General features: G+C 71.8%; 13 protein-coding genes. All 13 read right to left on the reverse strand.

Features of this window, described 5'->3' with window-relative positions; all coding sequences use genetic code 11:
- Positions 1 to 9 precede the first annotated feature (9 nt).
- The gene (locus tag TEF_00195; GenBank protein ID ANK79379.1) at positions 10 to 2,814 is read right to left on the reverse strand and encodes a hypothetical protein; all 2,805 of its coding nucleotides are present in this window, start codon (positions 2,812 to 2,814) and stop codon (positions 10 to 12) included.
- Positions 2,815 to 2,826: 12 nt separating this feature from the next.
- Complete coding sequence (locus TEF_00200; protein ID ANK79380.1) at positions 2,827 to 6,150, reverse strand: hypothetical protein; 3,324 nt, start codon at positions 6,148 to 6,150, stop codon at positions 2,827 to 2,829.
- Positions 6,147 to 6,632 carry a hypothetical protein gene (locus TEF_00205; protein ANK79381.1) on the reverse strand — a complete coding sequence of 162 codons (486 nt, stop codon included), beginning with the start codon at positions 6,630 to 6,632 and terminating at the stop codon, positions 6,147 to 6,149. Before TEF_00205 ends, TEF_00200 begins: the two co-directional genes overlap by 4 nt.
- 4 nt (positions 6,633 to 6,636) lie before the next feature.
- Positions 6,637 to 7,167: a hypothetical protein gene (locus TEF_00210; protein ANK79382.1), complete on the reverse strand. Its 531-nt coding sequence runs from the start codon at positions 7,165 to 7,167 to the stop codon at positions 6,637 to 6,639.
- Positions 7,167 to 7,661, reverse strand: a complete 495-nt coding sequence (locus tag TEF_00215; GenBank protein ANK79383.1) for a hypothetical protein — start codon at positions 7,659 to 7,661, stop codon at positions 7,167 to 7,169. Before TEF_00215 ends, TEF_00210 begins: the two co-directional genes overlap by 1 nt.
- Entirely contained in the window at positions 7,658 to 10,570 is a 2,913-nt protein-coding gene (locus TEF_00220; protein ID ANK79384.1) for a hypothetical protein, read from the reverse strand. Before TEF_00220 ends, TEF_00215 begins: the two co-directional genes overlap by 4 nt.
- On the reverse strand, positions 10,567 to 10,755 hold the full coding sequence (locus tag TEF_00225) for a hypothetical protein (GenBank protein ANK79385.1): 189 nt from the start codon (positions 10,753 to 10,755) through the stop codon (positions 10,567 to 10,569). The genes TEF_00220 and TEF_00225 overlap by 4 nt, the downstream gene beginning before the upstream one ends.
- A 128-nt stretch (positions 10,756 to 10,883) precedes the next feature.
- Positions 10,884 to 11,249 carry a hypothetical protein gene (locus TEF_00230; protein ID ANK79386.1) on the reverse strand — a complete coding sequence of 122 codons (366 nt, stop codon included), beginning with the start codon at positions 11,247 to 11,249 and terminating at the stop codon, positions 10,884 to 10,886.
- A 54-nt stretch (positions 11,250 to 11,303) separates the two neighbouring features.
- Positions 11,304 to 12,239, reverse strand: a complete 936-nt coding sequence (locus TEF_00235; protein ID ANK79387.1) for a hypothetical protein — start codon at positions 12,237 to 12,239, stop codon at positions 11,304 to 11,306.
- Between the two features lie 3 nt (positions 12,240 to 12,242).
- Complete coding sequence (locus tag TEF_00240) at positions 12,243 to 12,449, reverse strand: hypothetical protein (GenBank protein ID ANK79388.1); 207 nt, start codon at positions 12,447 to 12,449, stop codon at positions 12,243 to 12,245.
- The gene (locus TEF_00245; GenBank protein ID ANK79389.1) at positions 12,446 to 12,877 is read right to left on the reverse strand and encodes a hypothetical protein; all 432 of its coding nucleotides are present in this window, start codon (positions 12,875 to 12,877) and stop codon (positions 12,446 to 12,448) included. Before TEF_00245 ends, TEF_00240 begins: the two co-directional genes overlap by 4 nt.
- Positions 12,874 to 13,392 carry a phage virion morphogenesis protein gene (locus TEF_00250; GenBank protein ANK79390.1) on the reverse strand — a complete coding sequence of 173 codons (519 nt, stop codon included), beginning with the start codon at positions 13,390 to 13,392 and terminating at the stop codon, positions 12,874 to 12,876. Before TEF_00250 ends, TEF_00245 begins: the two co-directional genes overlap by 4 nt.
- A complete protein-coding gene (locus TEF_00255) occupies positions 13,392 to 13,817 on the reverse strand; it encodes a hypothetical protein (GenBank protein ANK79391.1) in 426 nt (141 codons plus the stop codon). The genes TEF_00250 and TEF_00255 overlap by 1 nt, the downstream gene beginning before the upstream one ends.
- Positions 13,818 to 13,941: the final 124 nt, after the last annotated feature.

Raw genomic sequence — 13,941 nt, forward strand, 5'->3', positions numbered from 1 at the left:
TCCGGCCTCCTACGCGAGCTTTGTGATCTGGATGAAGTTCTCGGCAGCCGTGCCGCCGGGCAGTACCTTGTTCGTGCCGCTGTCGTGGCTGAGCTGACCGAAGAGCTTTTCACCCACGGCCAGCTCGAAGACCCGGGAGACGTGCAGGCTCTCGTGGTCCGCCGTCGAGGCGCGCTGGGCGACGAGCGTCTTCATCCTGGCGATCACGTTCTCGGTCGGGGTCGGTTCGGCACCGTTCGACTTGACCGCCTCGAGCGTCCAGAGCACGTCCTCCGCCGTGTCGGGACGAACCGACGTGTAGATGTCGATCAGGTACACACCGGCCTCGGCGGCGGTGAAATCGTGGTCGGTGTCACTCCAGCCGCCGACGTCGCCGTTCAGGTACTCGAGGCGCTCGGACCCTGAATGGTTGATCGTCTGTGACCCGCCCGCGATGTCCGCGACCATGGTCGGATCGACGTAGACGCCCTTACAGCCAAAGATACGCCTGGTTCCCGGCGTGATGCCCTCGGCGAGCTGGTTGTCCGGGCAGGCGGACAGGTCGCCGCCTATCAACTCGAAATGGTCAATCGCGCTGACGGGGTCGGCCCCCGAACTGAGCGTGATCCCGTCGTTCACCGTGGCGTCGCAGATCGGCGAATGGACGACGAGGCGGTCCAGGTCGACCGACCCGCCCATCGTGATCAGGCGGACGTCCGAACCGTTGCCCGAGAAATTACGAGCGTGGACCGAGCCGATGGAGATCAGGCGCGCGGCGACGGACGTCTCGACCCAGTGGAAGACGTGCATGATCGGATACGGCGTCGGATCGTCGGACGGTGTCTGCGTCGAGAACAGGTTGTCGTTCGAGACCCCGTCAATGTAGCCGGCCCCGATCCTGATCTCCTTGTAGCCCTGAAGGGTGAACAGGCGGACCGCAGCCGCGGTACCGCCGACCGAGCAGTTGTAGATCGAGTAGCCGTCTATCTGGAGCCTCTCGGACTCCGAGCTCTCGCAGTACACCAGCGCGCCGGAGCCCTGCAAACGGACGCCGGGGTCGTCCGGGTCCTCAATGTCACCGCCGTAGCCCTCGACCGACACGTAGCCGACGCGGATGTCGTCGGTCCCGAAGTACACCGCCGCCCGGTCCTCGCCGTCGTCGGCGAAGAGCTTGATCTTGTCGACGTCGATGTTGAAGCCCTTGGCCTGCGTCCCGGCGGCGCGGCGTGCGCCCTTGAACACGACGCTCGCCTCGTGGTGCCCGGCGTTGATCGCGAGAATCTGGCCGACGCTGGAGTTCTGCCCCTTGAAGTACACGGCGGTCGTGTCGGTCCGGTAGTAGCTGGTGACGCCCTCGATCAGGAGCTGGCCGATGAGCATGTTCTGACCGAGCAGCCGGACGCCGTCGCAGGACGCGACCTGTGGTTCAGGGTCGCCGCTCTTCGGCACTCGGGCGTCATTGATGCCGGCCACTGCGACCCGGCCTATGGACCAGCGGACACACAGGTCCTGCGCGTCGGGGTCGTCGTCGCCGAGCAGCAGGCCGTCCCCGTAGCCCGAGTTGATCATGTCGTCGCCGTCGAAGTGGTCGTCGCTGTTAGGGACGGAGATGTCCCGAACATCGTAGTCGTCCACGTCCGCATACTTGACAGCGAGCGAGAAGGACAGGCCGCCGAGGCCGCCGACGCCGGTGATGTCGAGGAGGCGGAGGGTCGTGAGGTAGTACCCCCCGCCAACACGGCCATAGTCCTCCCTGAGCCTCGCCGTGAACTGCGCGCCGTTGCTGTAGTGCCAGCCCCGGATGTCGATGAGATCGACGTTCCCGGTCAGCTCATTGAAATTGTCGATGAGCGCCATGTTCTCGGTGTAGATGTTCCAGAAGCGGAACCCTGCCGAGAGGGGCCTGAACAGGACCGGGCCGCCGCTGCCACCGAGGAGCTTCGAGTTCCCGATGCCGACGACCGTCACTTCGGTCGTGAGGTCCTGCGTCGTCGCGTTCGGAATGTAGTACGAGCGCCCGTCGAGGATCAGGGTCTTCCCGTTGGTATGGGCGTCCTGAATCGCGCTGTCCCATGCCGCGCTATCGTCGGTCACGCCGTCTCCGGCGGCGGAGTACGCTTCGAGAGTGACGGAGGTGTCCCAGCCCACGGCTGCCTCAGCGGCAGCCTGGGCGGCTTCCGCTGCCGTCTGGGCGGCCTCCGCCGCTGTCTGGGCCGTGCCAGCGTTCGTCTCGGAGGTGGCCGCATTGGTCTCGGAGGTCGCCGCGGCGCTGGCACTGGCCGCCGCGTTCGTCTCGGAAGTCGCCGCGTTGGTCTCCGAGGTTGCCGCGGCGCTGGCGCTGGCCGCGGCCTCGGCGGCCTTGGTCAGCGCCTGGCCGATGGTGTCGTCGCCGGCCAGATCCGCGGCCACGGCCGAGATGTCGGCGATCGTGTCCGCCACGGCCTTCAGGTCAGCAGCGTCGATCGCGGCGGTCGAGCTGAAGTCGATGGTCTCGATCTTGTGGGTGTCGGTGACCGCCGGATCGATGGTCAACGTCGCCCCGTCCAGCGTGAACGCCCGCGTCGGCACGCCGTTGACGAAGACCATGAGCGCATCGGCCGATTTTGGCGTGGTCGACAGCGTCCAGTCGGTCTCCACCCCGTCGCCGGTGAAGTCGTCATGGGCCGGTCCGGCCTGGGCGGTGATGGCGGCGATCGCCTTGGCCAGGCTGTCGACGGTGCCGGCGTCGGTCTCGACGGTCGCCGAGGCGTCGCCGTGGACGATGGCGCCCAGCTTCTGCAGATCGATCATCGCCTGGGCGAGCAGCGGGATGAACTGGCTGTAGTCGGTGGCCATGGGTTCCTCCGATCAGGGGCCTTCGCCCGGGTTGAGGGCGGGTGTCTGGAAGCTCGTCTGGCCCGTCCAGTTTAGCCCGGTCAGGGTGCCATCATGGGCGGCCATGCGGACGTAGTAGGTGTTGCCGCCGTAGAGGCCGGTGAGCGTGATTGACGGGTTGGCGGCGGTCGCCTGGGAGCCGCCCCCGGGGCTGAAGGGCGAAGTGGCGAAGGCGACGACATAGCCCTGGACGTCGGCGTCGCCCACGGCGTTGCAGGAGACCGTTGCCCGGTTCTTGTCGATGACGGTCGTCGTGAGCCCGGTAGGCACCGAGGGCGCCGGATTGGCCCAGGTGTCGGCGGCCGGGTCGGCCACGCCGCCCGAACCGACGCTGCGCACGCGGATCCGCGCGGTGCGGAACGGCCCGCCGTCTGCGGCCTGCTCGTCGGCCGTCCAGGACGCGGCGCCCGTGGCGGCAATCTCGGTCCGCTTCAGGCTCAGGCTGTCGGCCGCGGCGCCGCCCAGGAACTCGACGTCGTAGGAGGCCGCGCCTTCAACCGTGTCCCAGGTCCAGTCGAGGTCGCCGTTCGCCTGCTCGGTCAGCGCGAAGCTCGCGGCGTCGACCGCATCCGGCGGCGTGACCTGGTCGGAGATGTTGCGCACGATCCGCGTGCCCTCGCCGCCCGGCCCTTCGGCCCAGTACTCGACCACCAGCGAGTCGTCGACGTCGGGGACGATGCCCTTCAGCTCCGGCGCGGCCGAGGGCGTAAGCTCCGCGTAGTCGCCGCCATCCGCCCGGAAGCGCGCGCGGTAGAGCACCGCGCCCGGTGCGGACGGGCCGACCAGCGTCATCTCCCGGGCGTCGCCGAGATCGCGGAGCGCGATCTTCACGTCCAGCCAGACCGGCGATGACGAGTTCGCGCCGAGGCCGGCGGCGGCGACCTCCTCGGGCTGGGCGGTGTCGGTCTCGGCCGTGTGGACGCGGGCATCGTCGACGACCGCGGCGATGGCGACCGTGCCGTCCGGCCGGGGCTCGGTGTCCAGGATCAGCAGCTCGCGCCAGACCTGGTCGGCCTTGCCGAACATGGCCCGGGTCGCCTTCCGGCCGTCGCGCTTGAGCGCGATCCAGTCCTTCGGATTGCTGTGATGGTTGCGGCCCTGGGCCGGCTCGGCGAGATAGTCGGCCAGGTCGGCGGCGTCGATCACCAGCGTGCGCTCGTGCGCGCCGACCGTCGCCTTCACCGGGCCCCAGAGCTCGCCGTCCGGCGCCACCAGGCCGATGACGTGGTCGCCGCCCTCCGGATCGAGGGCGAAGGGCTCGTCGAGCGTCAGCGTCCGCCCGTCCGGCGAGAGGCCGGTCGCCATGGCGCTCTGGCCCCAGGCGGGGCGGTAATGGGCCAGCGCGATCTTCTGGCCGCGGCGCAGGAAGCGCCCGCGCTTGAGCGCCGAGAAGGTGACGAACAGCCGCCGGTAGCGGTGCGCCGCCGCTTCGGTCACGCCCTCGCGCCAGGCCTGGGGGAAGTTGTCGATGCCGGTGAAGCGGACGTCGGCGACCCGGTCGGGCGCGATGCCGTCCAGGGCAGCGATGACGTCGCGCTCGACGCCGGCGGCGTCGGTGAACAGCACCCGGGCGGCGTTTGCGTCCTCGGAGGTGACGTGGAGACGGCGGATCTGCAGCGAGCCGCGGACGATGTCGTGGGGCGCGAAGGCGGCGACCGGAATCGGCTGCGGCTCGTCGCGCCAGAAGGTGAGATCCGCGCCGATGCGGATCGGCTGGGCCCGGCCGGCCCGCAGCACGGCGGTGAGCTCCTCCCAGGGCGTCGCATCGCCGGTGAACAGGTGGTTGAACGTGTCGCCGCGCGCCGCCCAGGTCTCGGCCAGCGCCTGCAGCGTGGCGAGATCCACGCGGTGGTCGGCAAGGCCGGCCTGGCGGACATCCTGGGCGATGTGGCGCGCCGCCGCTTCGATCGCCGCGGTCGGGCCCTCGACCCATTCCTCGGCGTCCGCGTCCCAGTATTCATGGATGCCAGTCGCCACGGCGAACAGCGTCCGGCTCTGCGCCGTCGCCGCCGTGCCCTTGAAGCGGATCGCCAGCACCGTCTCGTCGTCGAAGACCTGGTCGGAGGGCACGAAGCCCTTCAGCCCCGACCAGACCGTGCGGTCGGAGGCGGCCGAGGTGCCGACCGTGTTGTTGGTGCGGCGGACGCGGACCTCGTAGCGGCCGCGGTCGACCGCATAGAGCTTGGAGAGCCGCTGCGGTGTCGTGGTGCCGGCGGTGAAGCTCTCCGCGCCCAGCAGCTCGAAGACCGCGCCTTCGACCGGATCGCCATTGTCGTCGATCTCGCGCGCCTCGACGCGCCAGGTCACGGTGGTCTGGCGGATGCGGTTAGAGACCGTCTTGAACATCGCGCCGGGCCATTCGATGTCGACGCCGATGCGGTCGGCGACCTGGCCGGCCGGGCAGGCGGCGAAGGGCCCGAGGAAGAGGTCGTCGGTGGTCTCGCCGCCCTCCAGCTCGTTCTCGGCGCGGAGCTTGGTGCCGGCCGGCTCGGAGGAGCTGGTGACGGCCGCGGGGAACAGCGTCACCGGGTCGCCGGGCTCGACGATCTCTATCTCCAGCGCGCCACCGGCGGCGGTCACGCCATCGGCCGCGGTCCAGATCACCGTGTCCTCGAACTCCAGGCGGTCGAGGCGGACCTTGTCCCGGCCGAGGCTGTAGAGGGCGAAGACCAGGTGCTCGTTGTCGGCGAACTCGCCATAAGGCGGCGCGATCCACTTCGGCGCGAAGCGGACCGTGCCGTGCAGCTCGGGGATGCGCTCGCCGGCGCGGACGATCTGGCCCGACAGCGTGGCGCGGAAGGCCTCGCCCGGTCCCGGCAGCGGCGGTGGCGCGGCAGGCGCGGACGGCGGGAACAGGGCGTTGATCAGGAAGCCGCCGGCGACCGTGACGGCGACGGTCAGCGCCGTCGCGGCGATGCCGGTCAGCTCCAGGGCGATCGCCAGCTCCGGCGCCACCACCATCAGGGCGATCATGGCCACCATGGCGATGGGATTGGAGCCGCCCTCGCTATCGGCCGGCGGCGGCGGCGTGACGTAGAGCACGTCGCCGGCGAGGAAGCGGACGGTCTCCCACTCGTTCTCGCCCGTCAGCGGGTGAGAACGCAGCAGCGCCGAAGCGCCCTGCCAGCAGAGCGGCCGGGCCGGGGCTGCGTCGTCCAGCAGCATCAGCGCTGTCGCCGCCGTGATCCCGGTCGGCAGCTCGCGCACCTCCGCGCCCAGCAGCGGCCGGAGCGGATCCTTCGCGATCACCACGCGGACGCCGTTCGCCGGCAGGGGGCCTGTCAGAAGCAGGTTCACGGCTTCGCCTCCGCAGCCGGGCGGCAGGCCTCGATCGAGGTCCAGCTGCGCGCGCGTGCCGTCGACCAGGGCTCCAGCACCACGCCGTCGAAGCGGGCGCAGTGCAGCAGCCCCGTCGCGCCCTGGCCCAGCGCCGTCCAGGTGCCGACATGACAGAACGCGCCCCGGCGGAAGACGACGACGTCGCCATGGCGCCAGCCGGCGGTGGTGGCGAGCCGCGCCGCTTCCTCGCCCTCGGCGCGGGTCACCACCGGCCAGGCGGCGTCAAGCTCCGCGTCGGCGATGGCCTGGCGGAGCGCGGCGGCCGAGACGAGGTCGCCATAGTCGGCAAGGCTGACGGGCAGTTCGCGGCCCATCATCCCGCGCTGGACGAAGGCGGTGAAGCTGCCGCAGTCGAAGGCGTCGGGCCCGGCTGCGCCGCGTTCCCAGGGCAGCCCGATCAGCGGCCGGACGAAGCGAATGGAGTCCGAACGGTTCAGCATCCCCTCAGCCCCCGATCAGCGGGTGGCTGGAGCGGGTGTAGATCAACCCCGCGGCCCGCTCCCAGTTGAACATGCCGGCGCGCGCCCGGACGGCGCGGTCGGTGGCGAGGCTCTCGCGGATCTCCAGGCCCTCGACGATGGCGGCCGGGCCGGTGAGGTCGGTCGAGAGATACGAGCGGACGGTGAGCTCGACGGCGGCGTCGGAGGCGAGCGTCAGGTCGAGCACCCGCTCCAGCGCGGCGTTGGCGTTCATCGCCTCCAGCTCGATCTCGGGGCTTCGGTCGCGCTTGGTCGCCGGCCAGGTCAGCTGGAAGCCCGAGCGCTGGAAGGTCACGGTCTGCCCCGGATCCGCGGGCGCCGTCGCCTCCAGGGGCAGCTGGTGGGCGACGCGGTCGTTGACCACGCGCACCGGCTCGCTCAGCGCTGGATGGCGGAACTCCAGGGTGACCAGCTCCACCTCGCCGGCCGGCAGCGAGGCCTCGTGCTCGCGGATCGCCAGGCTGGCGCGCTCGGCGTCTGTCAGATAGGCGGGCATCAGGCCACCGCCGCCGGGTAATCGCTGTGCACCAGCTCGGCCAGATCGGCCAGCGCTTGGATGCCGGCCGCGCCCATGACCTCGGCGATCTGCATCGCCGCCAGCACGTCGGCCTCGGGCGTCGGCAGGTCGAGGATCTCGATCGGCGCGGCCACGATCCAGCGGTCGCCGTCCGGCTGGCCGGCGCGCCAGGGCTCGACGGCCATGCGGCACTCGGTCTCGACATAGGCCTCGCCCGTCCAGACCGGCATCAGGAAGGTCCGGGCGCCGCGGCCGAGATTGAGCCGCCACCAGCCCTTCAGGATCTCGAACTGGCGCAGCGTCATCTCGATCTCGACCGGGTAGCGCGCCGGCGTGACGGTGAAGAGCGATTCCCGGTCGGTCCAGCCCTGGTCCATCTCGACCGCGTTGAACGAGGTCATGGGCTGTAGCTGCAGCGGTTCGCGGAACGGCGTGTAGGGCACGCCGGCCGGCCATGTCACCGGGGCGCTCACGGGTTGGCCCTCGGCCGGGGCAGGCTCATGGGCAGGCCGCCGTCGCGCATGGCGGCGAAGACCGGGCCCTGGCCGGAGCGGAGGTCGGCAGCGATGTCGCCGGAGACGTCGTCCTTCAGGCGCCGCAGGAAGTCGATGCGCAGCCCGCCGTCAGGCGTGCGGCTGGCCTTCGCCTCGGCCTCGCCGCCCAGGTGATTGTGGATCTCGACGTTCATGCCGCCGCCGGCGACCTCGGCCCGGCCGGACGAGACCGCCGCCATGGCGCGCAGGCTCTCGGCCAGGCCGGAGATGGTCTGCGCCGTCGCCGCCTGCTGCGCCTCGGTCAGCACCCGCTCGCCTTCCAGCAGCACCGCCGGCACCTCGCGCGGGCCGAGGCCCGCGGCGGCCGTGCCCTCGTGATAGCGCGGCGCGGTGCGGAACAGCGCCGCATCGACGCTGAGCGGATCGCCGTCTCGGCCGACCTCGCCACCGCGATGGAACCGCGCGCCGAGCAGGTTGACGCCGGCCACCGTGGGCGTCCCGATCGCGGTCGAGCCGGCCGCGCCGGCCGCCGGCGATCCGAGGCCGAAGAGCTCGCCGATGATGCCGCCCAGCTCGCCCAGCCCCTGTTGCAGGATCGGGCTGATCGACATCTGGAAGGCGAGGCGCGCCAGCTCGGCGACGGCGAAGTCGACGAAGTCGGAGAGCGAGGCCTTGCCCTGGACGAGGCCGACGAAGAAGTCCTCGGCCGAGCGGGTGGCGCGGTTGAACAGATCCTCGGAGACCGCGGCCCAGTCGCCCTGGACGGCTTCCGCCTCGGCCATGGCGCGCTCGATGCCGGCGGCCCAGTCGGTGCGCCGGTCCAGATCCTCGCGGTAGGCCTCGGCCAGCATCCCGTCATGGATGCGCTCGACGTCGGCGGCGAAATCGGCATAGCCGGCCGCGGTCTCGTCCAGCCCGGCCAGGGCCTCGTCCCGCCAGCGGTCGGCGGCGGCCGTGGCCCGCTCATAGGAGGGCGCCAGCTGGTCGAGGCGCTGGGCGATGTCGTCGGTGGTCTGCTCGTGCAGCCGGGCGGTCTCCTCGGCCGCGCGGGCGGCTTCCTTGGTCGCCGTCGCATGGTCGCGCTCGGCCTGCTCGGCCAGCAGCAGCTCCGAGATCAGCGCCTCCAGCTCCAGGGCCTGGCGGCGGGTGACCTCGATCTTCGCGTCGGTCGCCTGCTCGACAATTCGGGCAGTCTGCTGCTCGGCCTCGATGTCGATCGCGGTCAGCCGCTCGAAATCAGGCGAGACCTGGCGGGCGCGGCGCAGGCGCTCGATCGCCGCCAGCTCGGCCTCCGCCTCGGCCATGGCGTCGGCGAAGGGGTTCTTCTTCGGCGCGCCGGTTCGACCGCCGCCCGCATCGATCTCGTCTTCATCGGGCTTCGGAGTGTTCAGCTCGTTGATGCGCCGCTGGGTCTCGACGATCTCCGCGTTGATCTTCTCCCATTCGGCCCGGTAGGCGGCGAGGTTCCGCTTTTCGGCGTTGATCTGGTCGTGAAGGGAATTGGCCCGGGCGAAGTTACCGCGCTCGACTACTGCCTGCTGTTCTTCCTCCATGGATCGGAGCAATGCGCGCTGCTGGGCGATTCCCGCGGCGGCCTCGTCGGCCTGGGTGACCAGCGCTTCCATCCGGAGTTCTGCCTGGGCGGCGGCCGTCTCGCGGGTCTTGCCGGTGAGCCGGCCGAGGGCGCGGGCCTGACGCTCGATCGCCTCGGTCGCGGTGTCCGTGTCGCCGCCGAAGTCGATCATCGACGCGGCGGCCGTGGCGGCGATGCCGGCGACCAGGCCGATGGGGTTGGAGCGCATGGCGACGTTGAGGCCTCGCATGGCGATCGCCGCGCCGCCGGTCGCGGCGGCGAAGCCGGCCGTGGCGATCCGCGCGGTGGCGTAGCCGGCGGCGAGCGCCGCGATCGTCTCGACATTGCGGGCCGCGAAGACGGTGATGTCGCCGATCAGTTGGGCGACGGTAGAGAGCCCGTCGACCACGGCCGGATCCTGCAGGACGACGGCCAGTTCCTGCGCAGATTCCGTGACCGCGTCGAGGAAGCCGCCCTCGGCCAGCGCCACCTCCAGGTCGAAGATCGCCGTGCCGAAGCGGTTGAAGGCGGCCCGCGCCGATTCGGCGGCCGCCGGCACGCCCTCGGCGAACTCGCGGCGCAGCTGGCGGGCAAAGCGCGGGATGAAGTCGTCGGAGAAGAGCTCGCCCTGCTCCAGCATCTCCGAAAGCGCCTGGGTCGAGACGCCCATGGCCCGGGCGGCGACCTGGAAGGCGCCGGGCAGGACTTCGCCCAGCTGGCCGCGCAGCTCCTCGGCCGAGACCTTGCCCTTGGAGATCACCTGCTGGATCGCGAGCAGGGCGCGCTCGGTCTCGTTCGACGAGCGGCCGAGCACGGTCATGGCCTCGGAGACGGCGGTGAAGATCTGGCGGGTCTGGCCGGCGTCGATCGCGGTGCCGCGGGTCGCGGCCGCCAGCGCCGTGAAACTCTCGATCGCCGGCCGGAGCGAGAGGCCGAGACGGTCGGCCTCGGCGCGCACGAAACCCATGGCGTTGGCGCCGGCCTCCGCCGAGCCGGTGGCGACCGCCAGTGCGTTCGTCATGGATTCGACGGCGACGCCGGTCTCGGCGATCGAGCGGGCCACGCGCAGCGCGCCGAAGGCGGCCAGGGCGGCGACCACGCCGCGGACCGCGCGCTCCAGCTCGACGCCGGAGCGGGCCATGCGCTGCTGTTCGGCGGCCGCGGACCGGGTGGCGCGCTCGAAGCCGCGCTGGGCCTCGGCGGCGCGTTCGGTGGAGCGGTCCAGCCGCTCCAGCCCGGCCTCGGCCTCGCGGGTGGCGCCGCTGAAACCGGCGTCCCGGGCGGTGAGCGTCAGGCCGACGCGGTACTCGGTCATCCGCTACCTCCCGCCGCTTCGGCGAAGACGGAGACCGCGCCCGCCTCCAGCGCGCGGAGATCGCCGAACCGCGCCGCCGTCATGTCGATGCCGGTCATGCGCGCCGTCGCCTCGACCGCCGAATAGTCCAGGGCGGCGGGACGGGACAGCGGCACGAAGCCGGCGCCGGCGGGGACGAGCTGCATCAGCTGCCGCCACTGGCCCTGGACCAGGGCGAAGAGCTCGATCGCCGGTCCGGCCGAGGCCGGCAGGACCAGCAGCCCAGGCTCGGTCTCGGGCCGGCGCCGCCGCAGGCGCTCCAGCTGGTCCTCGCTCAGGCCCCATCGCTCGGCCTGGCGGATCGCCGAGGAGCTGCGCCGCGCCCGGCCGCCGGCGAAGCGCCGGCCGAGCTCGCGGAGTTTTTTCTGGCGTACTCCCGGCCCGACAGCGCCTGCCAGTAGGCCAGCACCGCCGCCTGGACGGCGGGGATGTGGCGCAGGAACTGCGCCTTGGCCGCCTCGGAGAACTCGATCTCGTCGCCGTCCGCGTCGCGGACCTCGGCCCAGCCGACCAGCACCCGGCCCAGGAAGGCGGCGTTGGATTCCTTCGCCAGCGGCTCGGCCTCGTCGACCGGCAGCCGCTCGAAGACGGCGGTGAACTCCTGGAAGGCCATGGTGCCGTCCGCCTGGGGGGCGGGCACGGCGACGGGCCACGAGAACGTCTCGCGCTCGGAAAGGGTGAACAGCTGCGCCTCCTACTTCGTGGTGATGGTGATCTCGTCGTCGCCCGACGAGGGCGTGATCTGCAGGTCCAGCGGCATGGCCAGCACGCCGTCGCGGTCGGTGAACTGGCCGGTCTTGATCTGCACCGCCGGCATGGTGATCTCGACGATGTCGCCGCCGCTGGTGCCGTGGGTGATGACGATCGCCTGCGTCCCGGCGGCCGCGGCCTCCTCGACCAGGTTCTTGGTCCCGATCGTCGGCAGGTCGAGGCTGATCCGCCCGGACATCCGCCGGCGGTTGATGCGCACGCCGCGATGGCCGGCCATGTCGTCGAAGCTGGGCCGGCGGCCGCAGTCGATCGAGAACTCGGAGACGCGCATGGCCTCCCCGCCGATGGTGATCGTGGTCTCGGCCGCGCCCACCGGCAGGCCCTCGGCGAAGGCGGGCAGCGAGCCGGTGATCTGTGCCGCCGCGGCGACCGCCTGGCGCAGGCCCATCATCTGGAAGTTGATCCGCGGCACCTGGCCGGCGCGGCCCTCGATGACGGCATTGCCGCGCGCGCCCAGCAGGCGGCCGTCGACGCCGTCGATGTTGGGATGGATCGCGACCGAGCCGTAGTCGGCCGAGACCGGCGCGAAGTCGACCTTGGTGTCGGCGGTCACCGTCTGGGCGAAGCCGCAGGCCAGCAGCAGCGCTGCCCAGTGGGGCACGGTGTCCAGCGCGGCGTCGTCGCCGCCGGCGGCGAGCTCGACGGAAAGGCCGATAGTGGCGTGCGGCGCGCCGGAGAACTGCTTCTTCGCGCCGGCCAGGCCGTCGACCAGCTCCCGGTCGCCCCAGTTCGCTGCCAGCGGGTTCCACTGCGGGCTGCCGACGCAGAGCACGGCGTCGCCGATCGCCGGCGTCGGGTCCGTGCCCTCGGTCTCCTCGGTCTTCGCCAGGATCAGGTACTCGTCGTAATCATAGGGCACGGCTCAGTCCTCCTTGGGCGCCGGGGCCGGCTTCGGCCGGCGCGCGGGTTCGGTCTCGGCTTCGGCCCTGGCCCGGTGGGCCGGCCCGGCCTGGGGCCGGTGGGCGGGATCGGCGGGCGGCGCGGTGCGGCTGCCCTTCACCAGGCGCGCCGGCTTGTCGCCGGCCGGCTTCAGGTAGACGCCGCCGCGGCGGCGGGTGATCTCGGTCATGACGTCACCTCGCGGGTCTCGACGCCGTCGAAGCGGAAGGCGTCTTCAAAGATCAGGATGCGGTCGGTCAGCTCGGCCAGGCGGCCGGAGACGGGGACGGGATTGTTGCGACCGGCCGGGTGGCGGAAGGCGACCAGCGCGCCGATCAGCCCGTCGCGGAGATCGGCCAGTTCGTCATTGCCGGCCGCGCCGGTGCCGCCGGCGACGTTGCGCACGACCGAGACGGCCGAGAATTCGTAGGTGATGCGCTGGCGCAGCACGGGCCCGGTCTCGCGGCCGCCGGTGCGGGTCTCGCCGGTGGGCAGAATGAACAGCGCCGGCAGGCGGGGCGCGTTCTCCAGCACCTCGCCCAGCTCGGCGGCGGCGCCGATGTCGAGATAGCCGAGGCCGGCGGCCTCCAGGTAATCGATGACGGGCTGGATCTTCATGCCCCCGTTCCCGAGCTGGGCCCGCCGCCCGCGGCGGCGTCGAGGCGGCGGACGACGAGGTCTTCGACATCTCCTTGAAGCGCCGTTGAAAGGCCGATGAAGGGCCGCGCGGGGATCGTCACCTCGCGCTTGCGCACCCAGGCGCCGCCGATGCGGAAGACGAGGCCCTTCTTCGTCTTCGCGCGGATCGTGCCGCCGGTCTGGTGGATCGCGGCATAGACCAGGTTGGTGCCGACCGAGGCGGTGTCGGCCGTGGCCCGGCTCGTGATCGAGCGGCGCAGGCGTCCGGTGTCGGTCAGGGTCTGGCCGCCGGCGGCGCGGGCGCGGAGCGAGGGTTTCCAGGGCCGTCCGTCCGGCGCGGTCTCGGTATCGAAACGCTCCAGGGTGTGGCTCTCCATCTGCTCCGCGATCGAGCGCATGATCGGCGTGAGATCCTCGCCGGCCTGGCGGAGCCGCCGGAGCCCGCCCCGGGCGCGCTCGAAGCCGTCGACATCGATGGTGAGCTGCAGCGCCATCAGAGGCCCTTCAGGCTCTGCCGCGAGAAGGTCCGGCCCGGGCTGGTGAACTCGGGCGCGCCCTCGGAGGCCGCGGCGCTGTCGCCGGCGTCGTCGTCGCCCAGGCTCATCAGCCCGCGGGCCACCTGCTGCAGGCCCTTCACCGCGGCCTCGTGCCGGGTCCGGACGGTCTCGGGGACGCTGTGGACGTGCAGGTAGTAGCGGGCCATGTCGGCCGCCCAGGCGGTGAGCTGCGCCGGCGGGTCGGCCAGGGGCAGCGTGTAGCGCTTGACCAGGTAGCCGTTGATCTCCGCCTCGGCCGTGGCGATGGCGCTGTCCAGGACGCTGTCGACGATGGCGCCGGCCTGGCCGTCGCGGTCGGTCAGCTGCTCCAGTTCCCGGGCCCCGAAGCGGGCGGTCATGTCGGCCTTGGTGGTGTAGGTCATGGCTCGGCCCCGGTGAGAGAAAGGTGGCCGTCTCTCCGGCCTGTCACGCCCATGCCTCAGACGTCGCAGCCGGCGTCCGCCCGCCGGCGGGCCTACTCACCCGCTCCACGCGCCAGCCCTGCCG

The organism is Rhizobiales bacterium NRL2 (genome assembly GCA_001664005.1).
In the GTDB taxonomy this organism is placed as follows: domain Bacteria; phylum Pseudomonadota; class Alphaproteobacteria; order Minwuiales; family Minwuiaceae; genus Minwuia.